Genomic DNA, 21,777 nt, shown 5'->3' with positions numbered 1-21,777 from the left:
AACCACGCACTCCCAGTAACGTCCACTACTCGCTGAAAGTTGCCAGACACCCGCCGCTACCTGCAGAAACGTCCTAACTCACCGGCATTGCCTGGTGAGGGCAGGTATTGAGGCACCGGCAGGGACTCACCCTTCTCGACTCCTCGAACGGATGAGCGTTGTCGCCGGAGGGCGGCGTGCATCCTGCCCGCAGCCGGGCCCTCAGGCTGGCAGGATGGGTGCCATGGCGAACACTAGGCGCGCGATGCCGAGTTCACGGACGGCGCCGAGCCGGACCATCCACAAGATCAAGGTCACATTGCAGGACTCCCGGCGTCCCGTCTGGCGCCGCCTGGAAGTACCCTCAGGCGCCACCCTGCGGGAGCTGCACGACATCATCTATGTGGTGACGGGACACATTGGCCGTGGCCTGCCCGGACCTACGGTCACTGGAGTCGTCCGGAAGCAATGCCCCGCTGTCGTGGGGCACGGTCGCCGGTGCGGGCATCAGCAGGTCCATCCGCCGGTCGTTGACCGGTTCGCGGTTCCACGGGGACTGGGACATAGCCACTGCTGCGCATGGCAGACAAGAAGGTCACCGGAAGCAGACCGGGCAGTCTTCAAGAGGGCTTGGGAGCAAGGGAAACAGGGAGCCGCTGATTCATGGCAGCCCACCGGTCGGATGAAGAGTCGCACCCTCACCCTGCTGCAAGAAGTCAAGATCCGGAACGCCATCTACCGATCACGGCAAAGTATCGCAGGTCGAACGGACGCGACGGGCGTGTAACCGGCCGTTCGGTGCCCGCGGTGCTGCCCCCATCGTTGCGTTTGTGGCTCGGGCTGATCGCGGCCGTCGCCGCGCTGGTGGTCGCGGTGCTCGGGGTCCTGTATGCCGACGACAGCAAGCCCGGCATGGTGGACGCGCGGATCTGGGCGACGGTGGACGGTGTGGGGCCGCCGTGGCGGCACGTCGCTCTGGCCATGGACTTCCTGGGGGAGCCCGGCGGAGCTGCGATGCTGGTCGTGGCCACCGTGGCAGGCTGCCTGCTGCTTCGGCGTCCTCGCGCGGCGGTGCTCGTCGTTGCTGGTGCCGGCATGGCCGTGGGGACGGCGACGTTGCTCAAGCACCTGGTGGGACGCACCATCCACGGCGACGGCAACCTGGCCTATCCGAGCGGGCACACCGCCTTCCTCACCGCGCTCGCCCTCATGGTGGCGCTGCTCGCGACCGGCCGGCTCGGCTTCGGCAGGACGGCCGGCACGGCACTTGTGCTCGCTGCGGCGCTGGTGGCCGGCGCCGCCATGGGCTGGGCGCAGGTCGCCCTGGGCGCGCACTACCCGACCGACGTCCTCGGCGGCTGGTGCACCGCGCTGGCGGTGATACCGGCGACCGCGTGGCTGGTCGACCGGATGGCTGACCGGATCGCCGACCCCGATCAGCGGAAGCCCCGCTGACGTCACGTCACGCCAAGCGGCGGAACACGGGCTTCACCGGTCGTCCGGCCAGCCAAGGGGTGGGGTCGGCGGCGTCCAGTGCCTTCCGGTACACCGCACATGCCTGGGCCACCACGTCGACGGTGTGGTCGATGTCGGCGTCGCTGAGCGCGCTGCTCACCACGAACGACGGGGCCAGCACCCTGCCCGCGAGGAGCCGGCCCAGGAACAGGGTGCGGTACCGCTGCGACGGCTGCCCGTTCTCGTCGAGGGTGGCGAAGACCAGGTTGCTGGCCCGGCCCCGGACGACGATGTGGTCGCCCACGCCCATGCCGGCCGCGGCGTCGCGGACACCGGCGGCCAACCGCTCGCCGAGGGCGTGCAGCCGCGCGGTGACGCTCTCTTCGACGTAGGTAGTCTGCACGGCCATCGCGGCTGCCAGGGAGTGCGTTTCCGCACCGTGCGTGGTGGACAGCAGGAACACCCGGTCGCCGGAGTGGCGCAGCCCGCCCCGCTCCATCAGATCGCGGCGCCCCGCCAGCGCGGAGACGGCGAATCCGTTGCCCAGCGCCTTGCCGAACGTGGAGAGGTCGGGGACGACGCCGTACAGGCCCTGGGCGCCCGCCTCGGACCAGCGGAAGCCGGTGATCATCTCGTCGAAGATCAGTACGCAGCCGTGTCGGTCGGCCAGTTCGCGCAGGCCGGCGAGGTACCCGGGCGGCGGCTCGGTGTGCGTGGCGGGTTCGAGGATCAGGCAGGCGACCTCGTTCCGGTAGCGGTTGAGCAGTTCCTCCGTGGCGGGCACGTCCCCGTAGGGGAAGGACACGGTGAGCTCGTTGGTCGCCGCCGGAATACCCGCGGACATCGGCGTCGTACCGATGAACCAGTCGTCGACGGAGAAGAACGGATGGTCGGCGCAGAGGGCCACCCGCGGGCGCCCGGTGGCGGCGCGGGCGAGGCGCACCGCGGCGGTGGTGGCGTCAGAGCCGTTCTTCGCGAACTTCACCATCTCGGCGGTCGGCACCGTGGCCAGGAAGCGTTCCGCGGCTTCGACCTCCACGATGGACGGCCGGACGAAGTTGCTGCCGCGGTCGAGTTCCCGCCGCACCGCCTCGATCACACGTGGGTGGGCGTGGCCGAGGCTGACTGACCGCAGTCCGGAGCCGTACTCGATGTAGCGGTTGCCGTCGATGTCCCACACATGGGCGCCGCGGCCGTGGCTGATGACCGGGGCCAGGTTCTCGGGGTACTGGTCGTCGCCCTTGGCATAGGTGTGCGCGCCCCCGGGGATCATGGCGTGCAGCCGCTCGTTCGCCTGCCGCGACCGGGGCAGTTGGAATTCTTCGGTGTCCACGACGACCTCAACTCTCCCTGTGCTTGAGGACTTCGGCGAGGCTCGACGCCTCCCGGTCCCGCTGGGACATCCATGTGACCGGCAGCGGCCAGGGGATGGCGAGCTCCGGGTCGTCATAGGCGATCGTCACGTCCTCGGCCGGATCGTGCGGGCGGTCGATCCGGTACGAGGTGTCGGTGGTGGCGGTAAGCGCCTGGAAGCCGTGCGCGCACCCCGCCGGGATGTACAGCGTCGCCTGCGTCTCGCCGGACAGCTCGAAGAAGGCCCGGCCCAGGTACGTCGGCGAGTCCGGCCGCAGATCCACGACGACGTCGAAGATCCTCCCGTACGAGCACCGCACCAGCTTGGCCTCACCGGCGCCGGAGCGCAGGTGCAGGCCGCGCAGCACGCCCCTGACCGAGCGGGACACGCTGTCCTGGACGAAGGCGTGCGGGTCGAGACCCACCGAGCGGACCACGTCGGCGTCGAAGGTGCGGCAGAAGTAGCCGCGTTCGTCGGTGTGCGGCGTCGGCTCGAAGAGGAACGCGTCCGCGATCGCCGGGACTTCGGTCACTTCCATGAGGCCTCCCGGCGGGCTCGGTTGTTCACGGGCACGACCGCCGCCGTCAACTCACGGAATTGATCACCGAGTTGGCGGGTCGCGGCCAGGTTCGTTTCGGTCAGGGTCTGTCGCAGCTCCGCCGATCGCTTCTCCAGTTCCCGAAACTGTTCGAGCAGCCGGTCGGCATCGACCTCGCGAGCCGGGTGGCAGTAGGCGGCGAGGCCCATCCGGTCCATGAGTGCGTCGCTCTTCGCCGCGTAGCTGAGCGCGAGAGTGGGGGCGCCGACCTTCAGCGCGCAGACCAAGTTGTGAAAGCGGATCGCCACCACTGTGTCGGCGGCCGCCATCTCTTTCATCAGCTCGGCGAGTGAGGAGACTTCGGGTGCGGTGACCAGGGGGGAGTCCACCGCGTCGAGGATCGCGGCCACGACCGGCGAGTCGCAGGCATCGCCGCTGAGCAGCCGTACTTGCCTGCCGTCCTCGACCAGTGCGCGGACGAACCGTGTCGTACCGTCCAGGTAGCGCCCGTGGATCTCCTCGGCCCGGGCGCGGTCGTCGTTGCTGCCGTGGAAGTCCATGACGCCTACGCAGACAGAGCCCGATGGTGCGCTCCCGCGTGGTGTCGGCAGCGCGAAGGCGAGGTCCGGGTAGACCTTGTCTCGCGCGGTGTTCACGCCCATCGCCCGCAGCGCGTCACGGGACAGGTCGTCGCGGTACGAGCGATACGCGGCGAGCCTGGCTGACCAGCGGACCAGGGTCCGCGTCGGGCGGTCGTGAATCTCATCCGCGCCGACGCCGACCAGCGCGACCGGAGTGCCGAACAGCCGTCCGCTCGCGCAGAGCAGGAACAGCGAGTACGGAAAGCCCCACGGCCGCAGCGGCAGCGTGGCCTCCAGGACACCCATACCCGGCACGATCACCACGTCGTGCCGGCGCACCCAGGCAGCGGTGCGGAAAGCGTCGACGAGTTTGCCCAGACCCTTGCCCGCGATCGCGCCCGCACGTGACGCGGTCCGGTACTCCCTGCGGTACCAGTGCAGCCGCGTCGCGGGTATCCCGTACCGGTCCGCGACGACCTCGGGTCCGCCGCACAGCGCGTCCACGACCGCCTCCGGGTGCTTGGTACGGAGGTAGCCGAGCACGGCCTCCAGCGACCCGTCGTTGCCGAGGTTTCCGGAGCCGAGCAGGCCGAACACCCCGACGCGCGGCGCACTGCTCATGCCCGCCGCCCTTCACGGCCGGCGACAAGGGCGTCGACGGAAACCGTGAGCCGGCCCGGGTCGACCGGGGCGCGGTCCTCGACCCGCTCGCCGGCGCCCGGCCGGACCCGGCTGGTCATCCAGACGGCCAGGTGGCGGTAGCACGCGCGCCGGTCGGCCGGGGACAACGGCGCCCGCCGGATCGCCGAGGCGAAGCCCCAGACGTACTCGGCCAGCAGCCGGGACGTCGGGTGCAGCGCGCCCGCCCGGCGCGGGTCCAGATTGACGCATCGTGAGCGCTTGGAAGGGTTCGCCCGCTCGGCGCGGGTGGGGTGGTCACGGCGGAAGTACAACAACTCCGGCACCTGGTGGAAGGGCCCGTGCAGGGTGATCTCGGCGACGAACGTGCGGTCCGCGTGGTGGTAGCTGTCGTGCGGCTTCACCCGGCGCAGCACGTCGGCCCGCATCACCCCGTAGAAGTCGTCGCCACCGGGCTCGAACAGCAGGCTGCGGAAGCGCTCCGGCGCGTGCGGCGAGTCGGTGGTGAGCCCGTACTCGTACGGGACCTTCACCCGGCCGCCGCCGTCGATGACCGCCTGCCCGGAGTGCGCGAGGATCACGTCCGGCCGCTCGTCCAGCGCCTGAACGCAGCGCCGCAGCAGGTCGCGGGCGTAAAGGTCGTCGTGCGAGGCCCACTTGAACAGTTCGCCGCGGCACTCGGTGAACACGTAGTTGTGGTTCGGCGCGGCGCCGATGTTCTGGGTCAGCCGGATGTACCGGATGCGCGAGTCCCGCGCGGCGTACTTGCGGCAGATCTCCTGGGTCCCGTCGGTCGAGGCGTTGTCGGAGATGACCAGCTCGAGGTCCTCGTAGGTCTGGCCGAGCAGGGCGTCGAGCGACTCGGCGAGGTATTCCTCGCCGTTGTACACGGGCAGGCCGATGCTCAGCCGGCGGTGGGAGGTCATGGCGTCCTCAATTCACGGATGGTGTTCTGGAGGTGCTCGCGCAGGGCGGACCGCAGCTGCAGCCACCACACGGCCGAGCCGCAGAGGGTCGCAGCGGCGACACCCCAGGCCGAGCCGACGGTGCCGGCGATGGCCGCCCCGCCGAGTCCGCCGGTGACGTAGAAGGTGGAGGCGAACAGCCCGGCGTGCAGGCTGCGCCGGGCCACGCCCAGCGCGCGCAGTCCGGCCGCGGCGCCGGTGCCGAGTCCTGCCCCCGCGACGCCGAGCGTGACCGGCACGATCAGCTCCGAGGCGGAGTTCCAGACGCCGCCGAGCACGAGTTCGCCGAGCCGGTCCGGCACCAGGAGCAGCGCCCCGCCCCACAGCAGCGCGGCGGCGGCCTGCCCGCCGCCCAGCAGGAGGCAGAAGGTGCCGAGGCGGTGCGGGGCCCGCCGCAGCACCCGTGCCGCCTCCGCGACGGTGACCAGCGACAGCCCCATTAGCACGGCAAGGAATGGGCCGAGCAGGAGCTCGGCGCCCCGGACCACACCCACCGCGCCGACACCGACTATCGCGCCGAGCCCGTACGCCCGCAGCTGGCTCGCACCGCTGTTGCTGACGTTCTCGACCAGGTACCGGGAGCCGAGGTCACGGTGCTCGCGGAACCATTCGCGCGCTCCGGTCAATCGGGGCCGCATCCCGCTCTGGAGGCAGCCGTATCCCGCGGCCACCGCGGCGGATCCACCCCAGGCGAGCACGAAAGCGGCCACGCTGCCCACGCGGGCCGCCAGCATCATGGCGGGGACGAGCGCGACGCCCCACACGAGGTCGTTGATGAACGCCCTCCGCCCCGCGCCGGCGGCGAAGAAGGCAAACCGCCACGCGTCCTGCAGCAACAGCCCCGGCAGGACGACTCCGAGGCAGGCGAACGCGGGCCCCACGCGGCCGTCGAGACCGAGCCCGGCCGCCAGGCTCGCCGCTCCGAGGGCGGCACCGACGGTGAGCGCGGTACCCGTCGACCGGGCCACCGCCCCGCGCCAGGACGCCTTTGGCACGCCGCTGAAGCGCACCACGAGCGGGTCGGTGGCAAGGCCGCGGGAGACGTTGAGCACCACGCCGTAGGTCACCCAGGCCAGGCTGAACACGCCGAACGCGGTCACCCCGAGCGAGCGTGCCACGTAGATGCCCACCGCGAAGTTACTCATGCTGGAGGCCGCTTGGTCGGCGAGCCCCCAGGACAGCCGGCCGGCGATGGCCCGCCTGGCTGTCGCTGCCTTCGGCCTCGTATGCTCCCCCTCGATGGTCATCGGCGTCATGCCTTGATCAGTCCGGCGCCGTGCAGGGCGCCGGCCGCAGCGGCGACGGTGTCGAACGGCAGCCCGGACCGCTCGGCGACGTCCAGCAGACTGTGCTCGCCGTCGGCGAGATTGAGTACCCAGAGCATGGCCATCTGGGCCTGCTTGGTGTCGCTGCGGCCCCCGAGCGCGTCGTACAACCCGCGTCGGCCCAGCTGTGGTTCGCCGTAGGGGCTGAGGTTGACGTACCGCCGGTTGCGGTCAAGAACGGCGAATGCCTCGCGGCAGACGGCGAGCGTGTCCGCCATCGCCTCCGGGGAGACGAAGTCCAGGTTGTCCGCCGAGGTGTGGTACTCGGGGTAGCCGGCGTAAGGGGTCCGGCCGAGTGAGCCCACGGCAAGATTGAACCCGGGCGAGCAGAACTGCCGCTCGTCATAGCCGTACGGAGCGAACTCGGCAATGCGGTGCGGCCGTTCGGAGGCGGCCAGCACGTGCCGTATCACCCGGTCGATCTCCGCATCGCCGCGCCTGCTCTGCTTGTACGTCAGCGAGCCCGAGTCGCCGGTGCAGGACAGCACCAGCCCGTGCTTGACCCGCTCCACCCGCTGCGCGTGGCGGGCCAGCCAGGTGATCGCCCCGATGGTGCCGGGTGCGAACAGGAACCGGTAGGTGTACCACGGCGTCAGCTCTGCCAGCGCCCGGGCCAGGAACGTCGCCACCGCAATGCCGGCCAGGTTGTCGTTGGCCAGCGACGGGTGGCAAACGTGGCAGGAGACGATCACCTCGTCGGCGACCTGACCGGGTACCACGTGCTCGGCGTAGGTGAGGTGGCCATCTGCGAGTGTGGAGTCGATGCACACCTCGTACTCGCCGTCCGGCAGCGCGTCCAAGGTCTCCTGGGCCAGGCAGAACCCCCATTCCGGCTTGTAGTAGCTGGTGCGGTACGGCACCCAGGACGGGTGGTCCGGCAGGGTGTGCAGGTGTCCGCGCAGCTCGGCCAGCGGCAGGGTCGCCGACACCGGCACGCTGTAGCCGAGCACATGCAGGCTGGACGCGGCGAAGTCGACGACCCGGTGGCCGGCGGTGTCGGCGATGTACGCGTCCCGGATGTTCCACTCCTGCGGCACCGTCCAGTCGAGCACCTGCGTCCCGGTCGGCACCTCGTGTGTCTGCAGCGGGATGTACTCGCCGACGATCTCCAGTGTGGCGCGCACACCGTCGCCGGTGATGCTGCGGCACAGCGGGTACAGCTTCTCCACCAGCTCGTACATCTCTTCGCCGGCCGCGGTCACCGGCGCCACCGCAGGGTGTCGTCGACGGCGCCAGCGTCGGACGCCGCGCGCAGCACGGCCAGCCGGGTGAAGCGGCGCTCGAAGTCCTCCCGGGTCAGCCCGTATTCGCGGTAAGCGTCGGCGAGTTCGAGCGCGCCCTGCTTCACCGTCCACTCGCAGTCGAAGCCGGGTATCGCAGTGCGGAATCGGGAGAAGTCCACCCGGTACGACCGCGGATCGGCACCGGTCTCCCCGGTGATCACCACCTTGGCGCCGGACACCGCCTCGGCGACCTGCTCGGCGATCTCGGCGACCGTGACGTTGTTGGTCTCGCAGCCGATGTTGAACGCCCGGTCGTGCACCGCTTCCCGCGGCGCGGTCAGCGCGGCCGTGAAGGCCCGTGCGATGTCGGCGGCGTGCACCAGCGGGCGCCAGGGGGTGCCGTCGGAGAGCACCAGCACCTCGCCGGACAGCAGCGCGTGGCCCACCAGGTTGTTCAGCACGATGTCGGCGCGCAGCCGGGGCGAGTAGCCGAAGGCGGTGGCGTTGCGCATGAACACCGGGGTGAAGTCGTCGTCGGCCAGCGCGCGCAGGTCGTCCTCCACCCGCACCTTGGACTCCGCGTACGGAGTCACAGGGCGCAGCGGGGCGTCCTCGCCCACCAGGTCATCGCCGCCGGCGGCGCCGTAGACCGAGCAGGTCGACGCGTAGAGGAACCGCTGCACTCCGGCGTCGCGGGCCAGTCGGGCCAGCCGTACGGACGCGTGGTGGTTGATGTCGTAGGTGAGCTCCGGCGCCAGCGATCCCAGCGGGTCGTTGGACAGCGCGCCCAGGTGGATCACGGCGTCCACCCCCGCCACGTGCTCGGCCGTGACGTCGCGCAGGTCCACCCGGTGCCCTGGCGGGTCCGCGGGCGTCGGGCCGAGGACGCAGTCGGCGAACAGGCCGGAGTCGAGGCCGACGACCTCGTGCCCGGCGGCGGCAAGGACTGGGGCCATCACGGTGCCCAGATAGCCCTGGTGTCCGGTCAGTAGTACGCGCAAGGTTCAACCCCCCAGATTGAGCGTGAGTTTGGTGACGGCGAACGCCTCGGCGTATCGCTCGTGACATTCGATGCCGCGGATCCGGGCCAGCCCGAGGAAGGCCTCCCGGTCGTACCAGGGCCGGTGCCGCTGCGACGGGTAGTGCTCCTGCAGCAGCCGCACCTTCTGCTCGGCGATCTCCGGCGACAGTGGCTGGTACGCCGCCGGACGGCCGAGATCGCCGTCCCACTTGACGATCTCGTAGCCGAGCACGAGGTGGTCGCGGAAGGCGGTGGGTATGAGCTTCGCCAGGCCGCGGTGATCCTGGTGCGCGTCGTCGGTGCGCGGGGCCAGGATCAGATCCGGGTCGGTCTGCTCGCGCAGCTCCTCGATCGCGGCCTTGGCCTCCTCCCAGTGCGCGGGCAGCCGGCCGTCCGGCAGCTTGTGCACGGTCAGCTGCAGGTCGGCGCCCGGGCAGAAGGCGGTGAGCGCGGCCTGCTCCTCCTGGTCCCGCTCGCTGCCACCGCCGGAGAGCACCAGCGCGTCGACGCGGATGCCCGGCCGCGCGAGGCACAGCGTCAGCAACGCGCCGCCGGCACCGATGGCGATGTCGTCGCAGTGCGCGCCCACCGCGACGATCCGGTCCCGGCACCTGGTGTCGAGCGGGATCACGCCCCCACCCCCGCGCGGTCCCGCTCCCATACGGCCCACGGGCGGTCGCCCCGGGCGTAGGCGGCGGCGAGCCCGGACCGCTCCTTCACGGTGTCGGTCGGCTTCCAGAAGCCGCGGTGCTGGTACGCCGCCAGCCGGCCGCGCTTGGCCAGTTGGGCGCAGCCGTCGGCGACCAGATCCCCGTTCTCCGGTATGTGGTCGAAGACCTCCTGGCGGAGCACGAAGTAGCCGCCGTTCTCCCACAGCGGCAGTTCGCTCACCGCCGTGATGCCGCCCACCAGACCGTCCTCGCCCAACTCCACGCAGTGGAACGACGACTGCGGCGGCACCACCATCATCGAGGCACCGGCGTCGCGCCGGGCGAACCGGTCGATCATCTCGGGCAGGGGGGCGTCGGTGAGCACGTCGGCGTAGTTAGCCAGGAACATCTCGTCGCCGTCCAGGTGGTGCCGCACCCGGCGCAGCCGCTCTCCGATCGGTGACTCGATGCCGGTCTGCGCGAACGTGATCGTCCAGTCCGCGATGTCGGTCGAGAGCAGCTCGGTCCGCCCGCCCCGCAGCACGAAGTCGTTGGACGTCGTCTCCTCGTAGTTGAGGAAGAAGTCCTTGATGTGGTGCGCCCCGTACCCGAGGCACAGGATGAACTCCGTGTGCCCGAAGTGCGCGTAGTAGCGCATGACGTGCCAGATCAGCGGTCGCGGGCCGACCATCGCCATCGGCTTGGGCACGTCGTCGGCGGCTCCGTTGCGCATCCGCATCCCGTAACCGCCGCAGAACAGAACGACCTTCATGACTTGACCTCGACAATGCTCAGTTCCGGGATGGGAAAGACAAGGCGGCCGCCCCAGTCGTGCACGAAGGACAGCTGCTCGACCAGTTCGGCCCGCAGGTTCCAAGGGAGGACGAGGACGTAGTCCGGTCGGTCGGCGGCGATCTGCTCGGGCGGCAGGATCGGGATGCGGGTGCCCGGGGTGAACCTGCCGTGCTTGTAGGGGTTGCGGTCGACCGTGTAGAGGAGCAAGTCGGGCCGGATGCCGCAGTGGTTGAGCAGGGTGTTGCCCTTGCCCGGGGCGCCGTAACCGACTACGGTCTCGCCACGCTCGGCCGCCTCGATGAGGAACCGCAGCAGGTCCCGGCGCACCTTGGCCACCCGGGCGGCGAACTCGGTGTACCCGGACAGCTCCTGCAGCCCGGCGGCCTTCTCCCGGGCCAGTACGTCGGCCACCCGCTGCGTCGGCTCGCCCGCCGCCTCGGTCGGCCGGGCCCACAGCCGGATGGAGCCGCCGTGTGTGGGCAGCAGCTCGACGTCCACGAGCGTGAGTCCCCCGCTCGCAAGGGCCCGGATCGCGGAGGCGACCGTGTAGTACTGGAAGTGCTCGTGGTAGATCGTGTCGTACTGGTTCTTCTCGATCAGGGTCAGCAGGTGCTGCACCTCGATGGAGAGCCAGCCGTCGTCGGCGACCAGGGCGCGCAGCCCCTGGGTGAATCCGACCACGTCGGGGATGTGCGCGTACACGTTGTTGGCCACGACCAAGTCCGCTGGGCCGTGTGCGGCGCGGACGCCGGCACCAATGGCGGGGTCCAGGAACTTCGTGAGCGTGGGCACACCCGCGTCCCGGGCCGCTGCGCCGACGTTCACCGACGGCTCGATGCCGAGGCAGCGGATCCCGCGGTCCACCACGTGCCTCAGCAGGTACCCGTCGTTGCTCGCGACCTCGACCACGAAGGCGTCGGGGCCAAGACCCAACCGCTGTACGGCGTCGGTGACGAACGTGCGCGCATGCTCCACCCAGGAGGTCGAGTAGGAGGAGAAGTACGCGTACTGCGTGAACGTCTCCTCCGGTGTGATCAGCGGCGGGATCTGCGCGAGCCAGCAGTCGGTGCAGACGCGCAGGTGCAGCGGGTACGCCGGCTCCGGCTGGTCCAGTTGGTCCGCGGCGAGAAAGCTCTCGCACGGCGGCGTCGCTCCCAGATCTACGACGCTCGCCGGCGCCGCCGAGCCGCAGAGTCGGCATCGTGTCATCTACTGCCCCCCATTGATTCCGTCCGCACCGCGATCGCGGTGCGGTACCCCTCCACCAGGCGCTCAAGGCCGACGGCCGGGCTGAAGCCTTGCTCGTAACGGCGCCGGCCTGCCTGGCCCATCTCCCGGCCCAGGGCCGGCTCGGCCGCGATCCGGCGTATGCAGGCCGCGAGCGAGGCGGGCTCGCCCGGCTGGTGCAACAGCCCGGTCACGCCGTCCTCGACGAGTTCGACGAACGCGCCATGACCGGCGGCGACGACCGGGGCGCCGGCCGCCATCGCCTCCACGACCACCAGGCCGAACGCCTCCAGCCACGTCGAGGGAGCCACCACGGCGACCGATTGCGCGATTGCCTTCTGGCACTCCGCCGGGTCCAACAGGCCGAGGTAGCGGACATCGTCCCGGCCTGCCGCCCAGGCGGTCACCTCTCGCTCCAGCGGCCCCGTGCCGGCGATCGCGAGCGGCACGCCCACACCGCCGTCGGCGGCGAGGACGTCCCAGGCGGCCATGAGCAGCCGTACGCCCTTGGCCTCCGCGAGCCGGCCGAGATAGAGCAGATGCTCGCCGGCGTCTGATCTGCGGTCATCCGGGTCGGGCACGAAGTTGTGCTTCACCGTCAGCCGCTCGGCTGGCATGCCGGCCCGTACCAGGACGTCGCGCTGCGCCGCGGAGATACAGAAGAACCGCTCCACGCCGGACCACCACCGCCGCCGGTTGACCGACAGGCTGACCGCGAGCGGCACCGTCGCGAGGCGGGAGTTCCGGTAGCAGCCGTGCCGGACGGCCGGCAGCGGCGCTGCCGACCCGATGCACTCGGTGCACGGCCGGCCGTCCCGCTGCAGCGTTCCGGGCGGGCAGATCTGGGTGTAGTTGTGCAGCGTGGCGACGGCGGGCACGCAGGCGTCGGCGCAGGCGGCCAGCACCGCCGGCGACAGGAGCGGGAAGACGTTGTGGACGTGGACCACGTCCGGCCGCTCGGTACGCAGCCGGGCGGCGAGTTCCGCGCGGACCGCCGGGTTCCACGGCACAAGGAGCGGTAGCGCGGCCTTGCCCAGCAGGGACCGGGCGGTGATGTCGTCGCTGCGCCGCTCGAACACCTCGACGCGGTGGCCGGCATTGCGCAGGAGCTCCACCTCCTGGTCGACGACCTTGTTCTCCCCGCTCGGCTGTGCCGAGGCGTAGCGGTTGTGCACCACGAGGACATGCATGCTCAGGTCACCTCCGATCTTTGGGCCCTGCGCGGGGTATGTCGTCGAGGGACTTCGGGCGTCCCGAGGGGCGGGGCCGCGGCGGGTGCCGCCAGCAGCGAGGCAGCCAGGGCCAGATGCAGCAGATACGGCGAGGCGTCGCCGAGCCCGGCCTCGGTGTACGACGCGATCGCGCAATAGCTGATCAGGAAGATCGCGCAGGCCCTCTGTAGCGACGGTGGCCGCAGCAACGCGACGCCGCCCAGCACGATGATGATCGCTGCGACGAGGGTGACGCCGATCAGACCCTGCTCGTTGTAGACGGCCAGCCAGCTGTTGTCGATCGGCAGCCCGCCGAACGACTTGTCGCCCAGGCCCACGCCGAACAACTTCGTCGAGGCCGACCTGGGCTCAGCCAGCAGGGCGTTCCAGACCTTGGCCCGACCGGTGAGGTTGGAGAAGTTATCCTTGCTCTGTCCGCGCAGGAACCACGCCTGCAACGCGGAGGCGAACCCCACCGAGGCCACCACGGCACACAGCACCGCCCAGGTGAAGAACCGGCGGGCAGCGGCGCTGGTCAGGATGAGCGAGCCGATCGCCAGCGCCAGACCGATGAACAGGCCGAGCGTGGCCGTCCGGGTATGGGTCAGCGCGAGCAGGACGAGTGACGGCACGATGACCACCGCCGCACTGGCCCTGTCGGTCCGGCGGCCCAGTACGAGCAGCACGGTGAGCCCGATGATCACCGCGGCGTACTGGCCTATCTGCGGTGGGGTGAGCGGCCACAACGCGCCGACCAGGCGTCCGCCGTAGAGCTCGGGCATCGCCTCGCCGGGTGAGATGACCAGGCCGGCGGCCACCGTCCCGAGTATCGCGAAGTACATCCGGATGTGGTGCCGGACGAACGTTGGGCCGCCGTCCCACCAGCGGCTGAGCAGCCACAGCGTGCCGATGAAGAGAGCCAGCCGGGTGCAGCGGAACAGCGCGCCGAACCCGGACTCCAGGTGCGCGCTGGAGATCACGCTCGGCACCAGCAGCAGGGTGAGCAGGAGCAGGTAGGCGCTGGGTCGGATCCGCATCCGGAGATTGACCGTGAGCGCCAGCGCGAACGCGGCGACCAGCGCGCCCATGGTAACCATCTGGATGAGAGAGCGGGGCAGCGGGACGATGGTCTTCGCCCCGGCGGAGCCGAGCGTGTTGAGGACCAGCAGTCCCCAGACCGTCCCGACGATCTTCGACGCATGGTCCGCGCTCATCTCAACCACCGTCCCTTGCGCGGAAGGTGCTGCCCGCGTCTTGCCGATACGGCGTGCCCTGCCACTTCCCGAAGCCGAGCACCCGGCTCGGGTTCTGGGCGACGAACTTCCATGGCCCGAGGTAGACGTTGTCGTGCCAGCGGTTGTGCTGCTTGTGGGTGATCGCCTCGGCCACCCGCTCGCCTTGGTACGGCGACCAGTCCGGATAGGTGCCGTAGTTGGCCAGCAGCGCCATGCGGTCGCACTTCTGCGTGCACTTGACGACGGACCTGTCCAGCACGAAGCGGTTGTCGTGGATGTCCACCCGCTGGGTCTTCCACCGGCAGTCGGCGTAGAGCGGTGTCTCGGCGATCGCCGGCTTCGCGCACCGGTCGGTGTCCGGCACCAGCAAGGTGCAGTCACCGGACGAGGTGTTGGCCGGGCTGTTGCAGAACCGATCGGCGTTTTCCCACAGGGTGATCCCGGACCAGTTGTTCTCCAGCACGTTCCGGTAGATCTCGATCTTGTCGGTGCGGGCTTTGATCCGTGGTTCGCCACCGGACTCGGACAGGTAGACGGTCGCGTACGGGAACTTGTCGCCGCGGTCGGCTTCCCTGCGGCCCTCGAGCCAGTTGTTCCGCCGGATCGTGTTGTTCCGGATGACCGCGTTGTAGCTGGTCTCGTAGATCAGCGCTGCACCGTCGTTGGCCTCGAGCACGTTGTTCTCGATGCGGAAGTCGTTGTTGTTGGTGTCCGCCCACAGCCCTGTTCCGCGGTTGTCGTGCACCCAGTTGCCGCGTACGTCGGCGCCGTTGACGGCCCAGAACTTGATGCCTCCGGTGCAGCCGCAGCCCTCCCGCCGCCGCTCCCAGTCGTCGGTGTTGTTGCCCACGATCTCGTTGCCCTCGACCACCAGGCCGCTGATACGGTCGCCGGCCTTGTACGCGTTCATGCCGTACTGGCCGTTGCCGCGCAGACAGCTGGCGCGGACCCGCTGGCGGGCACCGGCCATCAGCCCGGCGCCGGAGTTGTCCTGGATCGTCGCGTGCTCGACCACCCACGCGTCGGCCGAGTCATGGTTGACCACGCCCTCATCCGGCGGCGCGACGAAGCGCTGCACGGCCAGGTGGCGGATGGTGACGTTGCGGGCACTGCCGCCGAACGCGTACTGGTTCTTCTTCCGGCCGTCGAGCACCGCGCCCGGCGCGCCGAAGTAGCGGTTCCCCTCCTTGGGGATGACCTGGGCGTAGCGGTCCGGGTCGAGCCGGTGCTTGCCCGGTCGAAGCCAGAACGTGGTGTTCGGGGGGCTGCTCTTGGTCTTCGCCGCCAGGTCACCGACCACCGCGGGGTCGACGGTCACCGCGCCCGCCGGCGCCTTCGCCGGCCCGGCCGCGGGCTTGGCGCACACCCGGGCCACGGGCGTGGACGACGGCGCGGCGGTCGGCTTCGCCCCGGCGTCCGACGTAGCCGAGTCCGTGTTCTCACAGCCGGTCGCCGCCAGGAGCGCCAGCGCCAGCGGTGCCGCCGCCCACGCCCAGTGCCGCCGCTTGATCCCCACGCGTCCCCCTAGCCATGGAACCTGAGTACGGTGGTGAAGCCCTCCGCGCCATCGGCGAAGCCGGTGCCGACCAGCGTGGTGGTGGGTTCCTTGCGCCCGAAGCCGGCGGAGTACCAGCCCAGCGGCGGGTCACTCTCGCCGCGATGCGCCCGCCAGCTCAGCTGCCCGGGCAGGTCGAGCACAGCGGAGCGCCCCTCGCCGCCTCGGGTCCAGGTGAGCACCGCCCGGTTTCCCACCAGGTCCGCGGCGATCGCCGGACCGAGGTGGAACGCCAGCCGCACGGCCCGGCGCGGGCCGCGCACCTCGTCGACCACCCTCAGCTCCTGGCTCGCGGCCGTCAGCTCCACCTGGCGGCGGTGCACGGAGCCCTGGTAACCGTCGTGCTCGGCACACCAGCGGGCCACGCCCTCGTCGGAGGTGTCCGCGGCCAGTACTCGGCTGTGGGCATGCCGGGTCCACAGGAACGGGCCGCCGGAGACGGACTGGTCACCGCCGTCCAGCTGCAGGGTGTTGTGGCCGAGGGTCGAGCGGAAGTACCGCCGCCACTCGGGCTGCCCGTGGTAGCAGTACGTCCCCGGATCGGCGAGGACGTCGACCCCGTCGTGCCGGACCTCCACGGACAGCGCGTCCGCGTGGGCGTGCGCGGCGATGGACAGGAAGCCGTGCGGACCGCCGTCGCAGCGGCACCAGATCTCTTCCGGACCGCGCAGGATGGTGAGCCCCGCGTCGGCGAAGTGGGCCGGTCGGCTCGCCGGGCGGGTCACGGACAGGTCAGTGGGCTTGATGAGCGCGGTCAGCAGCGGGGTGCGCACATCGGTGCCGGTCACCGCCGGCCACCAGTTGAGCCCGCCGAACACGGCGTCCCCGGTGGCCAGCAGCGACGCCCAGCGGTCGGTGCCCGCGCCGTCCACGATCAGGCCATGCCCGTCGTCCGCGTCCCCCTGGCGCGGTGGCCGTAACCGGTTGTCCACGATGGCCGCCAGCGCGTCGGCCATCCGCAGCAGCACCAGCCGGATCGACGCGGGGACCGGAACGTCGGCGGCATCCGCCTCGGCCACCGCGACCAGGCCGAGCTCTATCACAAGGCCGTGATACTCGGTGGCCAGCTCGCGGTTGAGGCCGGAGCCGAAGGTGTTGCCGTGCAGGTGCCGCTCCAGCGACCGCAGCGCGTCGACTCGCCAACGTGCCGAGGAGGGGAACCACCCGAACGCGCACGCCGCGGCGAACTGCCCGGCGGCCTCGGCGATGACGTGATTGTTCGCCGAAGATCCCCGGCTGGGGAAGGCGGCCAGCCAGCGCTGGTGGTGCCAGATCTGGTTCAGCGCCACCGGGTTGCCCTCGAACAGCCCGGGCGCGCCCGGCCAGCCGTCGAGCAGCCGGCGGATCCACACCCACGACAGCAGCCGGATGCCCAGCTCGATGCCGCTGATCCAGTGCACGCCGCGCAGCGGTGGGTTGGCCGTCCACCACGACCGCAGGTGCTCGGCCACGCGCTTGGCGTACCGCTCGTTCCCGGTGATCGTGTAGGCGGCGGCGAGCACGGTGAGGTACTGATGCCGGGACAGCTCCCAGATCTGCTTGATGTCCCCGACCGCGTCCTCGTTCCGGTACGGCACGTCGAATGCGTAGCCCCACGGAGCCCGGCGCCCGGTCTTCGGGTCGCACCACCAGTCCGGGGCGGCCAGGTCGTAGCGGGCCACGCCGAAGTACTCGACGTGCCCGTACATCAGCCGGTCCGCCTCGGCGACGAGGCGTTTCGCGGCGTCCGGAGGTATCGCGGCCATCGTCCCGGCGGGCAGGACCGCGGTGAACCGGGCGCCGGTCACGCTCGGGCAGTCCGGCCGCGACGACCGCCACCGCCGTCTGCGCACCGCATCGCCCACCCGGCCCGCAACCTCCTGTGGTCCCATCCGGGACAGGCGCCGCGCGTACCAGACCGCGCTCATGGTCATCGCGCCCCCGCCAACGTCACCGGCGCACCGCCGGCCAGCCCGGCATACACGGAGAGGGTGGCCGCTGTGGTGGCGACCAGCGACTCCAGCGGCACCGGCATCGGTCCGCCGGTCCGCACGGCCTTGATGAACGCGGCCAGTTCGGCGTTCTGGCCCTTGTCCCGGGCCTTGGGCAGCCGCGAACTGACCCACCGCTTACGGCCGTACACCGAGGCACGGACGAAGTCGTCGAGCCGCAGAACCTTGCCGTCGGCGACGAGGTCCAGGGTCTCCTTGGGGAAGCCGGGCGAGCCGGTGGTGACGTAGCTGATGGTGGCGGTGGACCCGTCCGGGTAGCGCAGCACGACTTGCAGGTCCGCGTTGCCGGACGTGCCGACCGCGTACACCGAGACCGGGTCGGCGTCGAGCAGCCAGCTCGCCGTGTCGATGAAGTGCCCGCCCTCGCCTGCGAACCGCGAGCCCTCGGTGCCTTGTTGTAGGTACCAGCTGCCGTGCTGCAGTCGGCCTGCGTTGACCAGGTAGCGCAGGCTCGCCGGACCGGTCCGAGCGCCGAACCGCTGCCTGGCCTCCTGGAGCAGCGGCGCGAACCGGCGGTTGAAGCCCACTTGAAGCCGGTCGTTGCCGGACTCCTCCACCGCCGCGAGTACGCCGGCCAGCTCGTCCTCGGTGAGGGCCAGGGGCTTCTCCACGAACACGGTCTTGCCGGCCAGCAGTGCTCTTCGGGTCAGTTCGGCGTGCGAGCTGTGCCGCGTGACCACGAACACCGCGTCGACGGACTTGTCGCCGAGCACGGCGTCGAGATCGGTGGTCGCCTCGGCGAAGCCGAACTTCCGCTGCGCGTTGGCCGCGGACAGCGCCGTCGTGGTGACGACGGTCGACAACTCGACGCCGTCGCGCCCACCCAGGTGCGGCAGCAGCATCGAGGTCGCGTAGTTGCCCGCGCCGACGAACGCAAGGCGCACCGGCGTCTTGGCGGCCCGTGCCGGGCTCGGCTTCACGTTCACCCCGGGCACGGCGACCGCAGGGGCCTCCGCTTCGATCGTCTGCTCGGGGTACTTGAACAGCACAGCCACCGCCTTCAGGTCGCGGTTCTTCAGGCTCTGGTACGTCTCGACGGCGTCGTCGAAGTCGGCGATGTGGGAGACCAACGGCTCCACGTCGATGCTGCCTTGGGCGAGGAGATCGAGGAAGCACGCCAGGTTGCGGCGCTCGGTCCAGCGCACGTAGCCGATCGGGTAGTCCCGGCCCTCGAGCTCGTACTCCGGGTCGTAGCGCCCGGGGCCGTAACTGCGGGAGAACCGGACGTCGAGCTCCTTCTCGTAGTAGGCGTTCCACGGCAGGTCCAGGCGGCACTTGCCGATGTCGACGACCCGGCCGCGGTCCCGGCAGAGCCGGGCGGCCAGCTCGACGGGCTGGTTGCTGCCGCCGCCGGCGGCCAGGTACACCTGGTCCACGCCATGACCGCCGGTGAGCTCGGCGACGGCGGCTTCCACGGCCGCGGACGCGGGATCGCCGCAGGCCGCGGCGCCCAGACGCTCGGCGAGCCCGCAGCGCACCGAGTCGGGGTCGACTCCGACGACGCGGACTCCCGAGGCGGCGAGGAGCTGTACCACGAGCTGCCCGATCAGCCCGAGGCCGATGACCAGCGCCACGTCGCCGAGCTGTGGCTCGCCCTGGCGGACGCCCTGCAACGCGATCGACCCGACGGTGCCGAAGGCCGCGTGCCGCGGCGCGAGGCCGTCCGGCACCGGGGTGTAGAGGTTCTTCGGCACCCAGTTCAGCTCGGCGTGCAACGCGTGCTCGTTGCCGGCGCAGGCTACGAGGTCGCCGACCTTCACATCGTCGATCCCGGCGCCGACCTGCTCGACCACCCCGCACAGCGAATAGCCAAGCGGCGTGTAGGAGTCCAGCTTGCCCATCACCTTGCGGTAGGTGGCGGGCACCCCGTTGGTGGCCACACTCTGCATGACCTTGGCCACCTGGTCCGGGCGGGAGCGGGCCTTGCCCACCATCGACATGCCGGCCTCGGACACCTTCATGAGCTCGGTACCGGTGGATATCAGCGAGTAGGCGCTGCGGACCAGCACACCGCCCGGCTTGCACCCCGGCACCGGCACGTCGAGCAGCGCCAGCTCGCCGCTCTTGTAGTTCTGCACAATCTGCTTCACCCGAACTCCTCTGTTTTCCTAAGCCGTTGACCGAGTGCTCTGACCGGACCCAGAGGTCGCGTCGCGATACCAGTACTCGAGGGTCAGCACATGCCACAGATGCTTGGAGTAGTCCCGCTGCCCGGCGGCGTCCTCGGCGACCATCCGAGCCAGCGCGTCGCGGCGCAGGAAACCGGAACGGACGAGCACGCCGTCGTTCACCACCTCGCGCACCAGCGGCGCCAGGTCCCGGCTCATCCAGGCGCGCAGCGGGGCGCTGAACAGGCCCTTGGGCCGGTGCACGATCTCCCGGGGCAGGACCGAGCCGGCCGCCTCCTTGAGGACGGCCTTGCCCTGCCGTCCGACGATCTTGCGATCGCCGGGCACGGCGAATGCCGCCTTGACCACCTCGACGTCCACATACGGCACCCGTACCTCGGTCGACGCGGCCATGCTCGACCGGTCCGTGTACGTGAGGTTCAGGCCCGGCAGGAACATCCGGGCGTCGGTCAGGCACATGCGGTTGACGAAGTCGTCGAGGTCGTTGTCCTGGTAGACGTCCGCATGTTCGGTCAGCACGTCCTCGACCGTCCCGGCCAGGTCCGGATCGAGAAGGGCGAGCAGCTCGTCCTGGTCGTACATGGTGTAGCTGCGCCGGAACGCGGTCTCCTCCGGCAGATCGGCGAAGGAGAGGAACCGCTTCGCGAAGCGCACCGACCTGTACCCCCGGCGGGACGTGGCGACCGGCAGCCGGTCCACGGCCCTGGACACCCCACGCCGCAGGGGCCGCGGGACGCGCTGGTAGCGCAGCGCGAGCAGGTTGGCGCGGTGCTTGCGGTACCCGGCGAACAGCTCGTCGGCGCCCATCCCCGAGAGCATCACCTTGACCCCGGCCTCTCGGGCGGCCTCACAGATCAGGAATGTGTTGATCGCGGCGGGGTCACCGATCGGCTCGTCCAGGTGGTACGTCATCTGCGGCAGCAGGTCGAGCACATTCGGGGCGATCTCGATCTCGTGCAGGTCGACGCCGAACCGCTCGGCCACCCGCCGGGCATAGCGCAGGTCGTCTGGCATCGCCTCGAACTTGGCGTCCTCGGCGCGAAATCCGATCGTGTACGAGGAGATCCCGGGTTGATGGCGGGCCGCCAGCGCAGTCAGGTAGCTGGAGTCGAGGCCGCCAGAGAGGAAGGTCGCCACGGGTACGTCGGAGATCAGGTGGCGGAGGGTCGACTCCTCGACGATGGCGGCGAGGTCCGGTGGCTCACTGTCGCGGGCCTCATGGGCGACGTCCCGGAGGTCCCAGTATCGGCCGCGCTCCACCCGGCCGTCGGGCCGGCACCTGAGCCAGCTCCCCGGCGGCAGTTTCTCTGCCTCGCGGAACGCGCAGCGCGAGTCCGGCACCCAGTAGTAAAGAAGGGAGGCCACCAGCGCCGCAGGGTCCACCTCGAGCGGCCCGCCGGTCGCGGCGCCGAGCGTCTTGAGCTCGGAGGCGAAAGCCAGGCCTTCGCCGCGGCGGAGCAGGAACAGCGGCTTGATGCCCAACTGGTCACGGGCCAGCACCAGTTCACCGGTTCGCTCGTCGAAGATCCCGAACGCGAACATGCCGCGCAGCCGGGGCAGGCAGTCCGTGCCCCAGCGCCGCCAGGCCTCGAGGAGCACCTCGGTGTCGGAGGTACCGCGGAAGCGCACCCCGGCGGCCGCCAGCTCGGCACGCAGCTCGGGCGCGTTGTACAGCTCGCCGTTGTAGGTGAGGGCGAGGCCGTCCGAGACCATCGGCTGGGCGCCGGTCTCGGACAGGTCGATGATGGCGAGCCGACGGTGCCCAAGGTGCACTTCGCCGTCACCGACCAAGTGGCCGTACCGGCCCGCCCCGTCCGGACCGCGGTGGGCGAGAGTTTCGGTGAGCCGGTCGGTCACCAGCTTCCCGTCCGGCCATCGGTAAGTACCTGCGATGCCACACATGT

The 21,777-nt window shown here is 70.6% G+C and carries 18 protein-coding genes and 1 pseudogene; 2 read left to right on the top strand and 17 right to left on the bottom strand.

What is annotated here, in order from left to right; genetic code table 11:
* Positions 1-151: 151 nt before the first annotated feature.
* Positions 152-340 (top strand): annotated as a pseudogene (locus ACZ7NC_RS38785) (hypothetical protein); the annotation flags it as partial.
* 3 nt (positions 341-343) lie between these two features.
* On the opposite strand, the gene ACZ7NC_RS38780 reads toward ACZ7NC_RS38785, so the two are convergent.
* Entirely contained in the window at positions 344-544 is a 201-nt protein-coding gene (locus ACZ7NC_RS38780) for a hypothetical protein (protein WP_471495748.1), read from the bottom strand.
* 242 nt (positions 545-786) lie between these two features.
* On the opposite strand from ACZ7NC_RS38780, the gene ACZ7NC_RS38775 reads away from it, so the two are divergent.
* On the top strand, positions 787-1,434 hold the full coding sequence (locus ACZ7NC_RS38775) for a phosphatase PAP2 family protein (protein WP_471495738.1): 648 nt from the start codon (positions 787-789) through the stop codon (positions 1,432-1,434).
* A 7-nt stretch (positions 1,435-1,441) separates the two neighbouring features.
* Here the strand turns inward: ACZ7NC_RS38775 and ACZ7NC_RS38770 are convergent, their stop codons facing one another.
* Genes ACZ7NC_RS38770 through asnB form a run of 16 tightly spaced genes read right to left on the bottom strand, consistent with a single transcriptional unit; the run spans position 1,442 to position 21,775 of the window.
* Positions 1,442-2,767 (bottom strand): glutamate-1-semialdehyde 2,1-aminomutase, encoded by a 1,326-nt coding sequence (locus tag ACZ7NC_RS38770; protein WP_471495736.1) that lies wholly within the window; start codon positions 2,765-2,767, stop codon positions 1,442-1,444.
* 7 nt (positions 2,768-2,774) lie between these two features.
* Positions 2,775-3,326 (bottom strand): dTDP-4-dehydrorhamnose 3,5-epimerase family protein, encoded by a 552-nt coding sequence (locus ACZ7NC_RS38765; protein ID WP_471495734.1) that lies wholly within the window; start codon positions 3,324-3,326, stop codon positions 2,775-2,777.
* Positions 3,317-4,528 carry a polysaccharide pyruvyl transferase family protein gene (locus ACZ7NC_RS38760; protein ID WP_471495730.1) on the bottom strand — a complete coding sequence of 404 codons (1,212 nt, stop codon included), beginning with the start codon at positions 4,526-4,528 and terminating at the stop codon, positions 3,317-3,319. Before ACZ7NC_RS38760 ends, ACZ7NC_RS38765 begins: the two co-directional genes overlap by 10 nt.
* Positions 4,525-5,472 (bottom strand): glycosyltransferase family 2 protein, encoded by a 948-nt coding sequence (locus tag ACZ7NC_RS38755; protein ID WP_471495728.1) that lies wholly within the window; start codon positions 5,470-5,472, stop codon positions 4,525-4,527. Before ACZ7NC_RS38755 ends, ACZ7NC_RS38760 begins: the two co-directional genes overlap by 4 nt.
* The gene (locus tag ACZ7NC_RS38750) at positions 5,469-6,758 is read right to left on the bottom strand and encodes a hypothetical protein (RefSeq protein WP_471495746.1); all 1,290 of its coding nucleotides are present in this window, start codon (positions 6,756-6,758) and stop codon (positions 5,469-5,471) included. Before ACZ7NC_RS38750 ends, ACZ7NC_RS38755 begins: the two co-directional genes overlap by 4 nt.
* A gap of 5 nt (positions 6,759-6,763) precedes the next feature.
* Positions 6,764-8,047, bottom strand: coding sequence for a DUF4910 domain-containing protein (locus ACZ7NC_RS38745; RefSeq protein WP_471495726.1), 1,284 nt, complete (start codon positions 8,045-8,047; stop codon positions 6,764-6,766).
* Complete coding sequence (locus ACZ7NC_RS38740; protein WP_471495724.1) at positions 8,035-9,060, bottom strand: NAD-dependent epimerase/dehydratase family protein; 1,026 nt, start codon at positions 9,058-9,060, stop codon at positions 8,035-8,037. Before ACZ7NC_RS38740 ends, ACZ7NC_RS38745 begins: the two co-directional genes overlap by 13 nt.
* 3 nt (positions 9,061-9,063) lie before the next feature.
* Complete coding sequence (locus tag ACZ7NC_RS38735; protein ID WP_471495722.1) at positions 9,064-9,741, bottom strand: PIG-L deacetylase family protein; 678 nt, start codon at positions 9,739-9,741, stop codon at positions 9,064-9,066.
* Positions 9,708-10,502 (bottom strand): sugar phosphate nucleotidyltransferase, encoded by a 795-nt coding sequence (locus ACZ7NC_RS38730; protein WP_471495720.1) that lies wholly within the window; start codon positions 10,500-10,502, stop codon positions 9,708-9,710. Before ACZ7NC_RS38730 ends, ACZ7NC_RS38735 begins: the two co-directional genes overlap by 34 nt.
* Positions 10,499-11,734, bottom strand: coding sequence for a class I SAM-dependent methyltransferase (locus ACZ7NC_RS38725; RefSeq protein ID WP_471495718.1), 1,236 nt, complete (start codon positions 11,732-11,734; stop codon positions 10,499-10,501). Before ACZ7NC_RS38725 ends, ACZ7NC_RS38730 begins: the two co-directional genes overlap by 4 nt.
* Positions 11,731-12,942, bottom strand: a complete 1,212-nt coding sequence (locus tag ACZ7NC_RS38720; RefSeq protein ID WP_471495715.1) for a glycosyltransferase — start codon at positions 12,940-12,942, stop codon at positions 11,731-11,733. Before ACZ7NC_RS38720 ends, ACZ7NC_RS38725 begins: the two co-directional genes overlap by 4 nt.
* Before the next feature lie 2 nt (positions 12,943-12,944).
* Entirely contained in the window at positions 12,945-14,177 is a 1,233-nt protein-coding gene (locus ACZ7NC_RS38715; protein ID WP_471495712.1) for an O-antigen ligase family protein, read from the bottom strand.
* A gap of 1 nt (position 14,178) precedes the next feature.
* Positions 14,179-15,714, bottom strand: a complete 1,536-nt coding sequence (locus ACZ7NC_RS38710; RefSeq protein WP_471495710.1) for a right-handed parallel beta-helix repeat-containing protein — start codon at positions 15,712-15,714, stop codon at positions 14,179-14,181.
* 8 nt (positions 15,715-15,722) lie between these two features.
* Complete coding sequence (locus tag ACZ7NC_RS38705; RefSeq protein ID WP_471495708.1) at positions 15,723-17,666, bottom strand: heparinase II/III family protein; 1,944 nt, start codon at positions 17,664-17,666, stop codon at positions 15,723-15,725.
* Positions 17,663-19,834, bottom strand: coding sequence for a bi-domain-containing oxidoreductase (locus ACZ7NC_RS38700; RefSeq protein WP_471495706.1), 2,172 nt, complete (start codon positions 19,832-19,834; stop codon positions 17,663-17,665). The genes ACZ7NC_RS38705 and ACZ7NC_RS38700 overlap by 4 nt, the downstream gene beginning before the upstream one ends.
* A gap of 18 nt (positions 19,835-19,852) precedes the next feature.
* Positions 19,853-21,775, bottom strand: a complete 1,923-nt coding sequence (gene asnB / locus ACZ7NC_RS38695; protein ID WP_471495704.1) for an asparagine synthase (glutamine-hydrolyzing) — start codon at positions 21,773-21,775, stop codon at positions 19,853-19,855.
* Positions 21,776-21,777 lie beyond the last annotated feature (2 nt).

The organism is Streptomyces sp. NPDC111802 (genome assembly GCF_055634335.1).
The sequence above is the reverse complement of the archived record's forward strand: the minus strand, read 5'-3'. Positions and strand labels throughout refer to the sequence as shown.

What these genes read in the sequence shown, in the direction of transcription:
- ACZ7NC_RS38735 (WP_471495722.1), bottom strand. Translation starts at nt 9,741, where the DNA reads ATGGGAGCGGGACCGCGCGGGGGTGGGGGCGTGATCCCGCTCGACACC.
- ACZ7NC_RS38780 (WP_471495748.1), bottom strand. Translation starts at nt 544, where the DNA reads ATGTCCCAGTCCCCGTGGAACCGCGAACCGGTCAACGACCGGCGGATG.
- ACZ7NC_RS38755 (WP_471495728.1), bottom strand. Translation starts at nt 5,472, where the DNA reads ATGACCTCCCACCGCCGGCTGAGCATCGGCCTGCCCGTGTACAACGGC.
- ACZ7NC_RS38725 (WP_471495718.1), bottom strand. Translation starts at nt 11,734, where the DNA reads ATGACACGATGCCGACTCTGCGGCTCGGCGGCGCCGGCGAGCGTCGTA.
- ACZ7NC_RS38715 (WP_471495712.1), bottom strand. Translation starts at nt 14,177, where the DNA reads ATGAGCGCGGACCATGCGTCGAAGATCGTCGGGACGGTCTGGGGACTG.
- ACZ7NC_RS38765 (WP_471495734.1), bottom strand. Translation starts at nt 3,326, where the DNA reads ATGGAAGTGACCGAAGTCCCGGCGATCGCGGACGCGTTCCTCTTCGAG.
- ACZ7NC_RS38730 (WP_471495720.1), bottom strand. Translation starts at nt 10,502, where the DNA reads ATGAAGGTCGTTCTGTTCTGCGGCGGTTACGGGATGCGGATGCGCAAC.
- ACZ7NC_RS38750 (WP_471495746.1), bottom strand. Translation starts at nt 6,758, where the DNA reads ATGACCATCGAGGGGGAGCATACGAGGCCGAAGGCAGCGACAGCCAGG.
- ACZ7NC_RS38760 (WP_471495730.1), bottom strand. Translation starts at nt 4,528, where the DNA reads ATGAGCAGTGCGCCGCGCGTCGGGGTGTTCGGCCTGCTCGGCTCCGGA.
- ACZ7NC_RS38720 (WP_471495715.1), bottom strand. Translation starts at nt 12,942, where the DNA reads ATGCATGTCCTCGTGGTGCACAACCGCTACGCCTCGGCACAGCCGAGC.
- ACZ7NC_RS38705 (WP_471495708.1), bottom strand. Translation starts at nt 17,666, where the DNA reads ATGACCATGAGCGCGGTCTGGTACGCGCGGCGCCTGTCCCGGATGGGA.
- asnB (WP_471495704.1), bottom strand. Translation starts at nt 21,775, where the DNA reads ATGTGTGGCATCGCAGGTACTTACCGATGGCCGGACGGGAAGCTGGTG.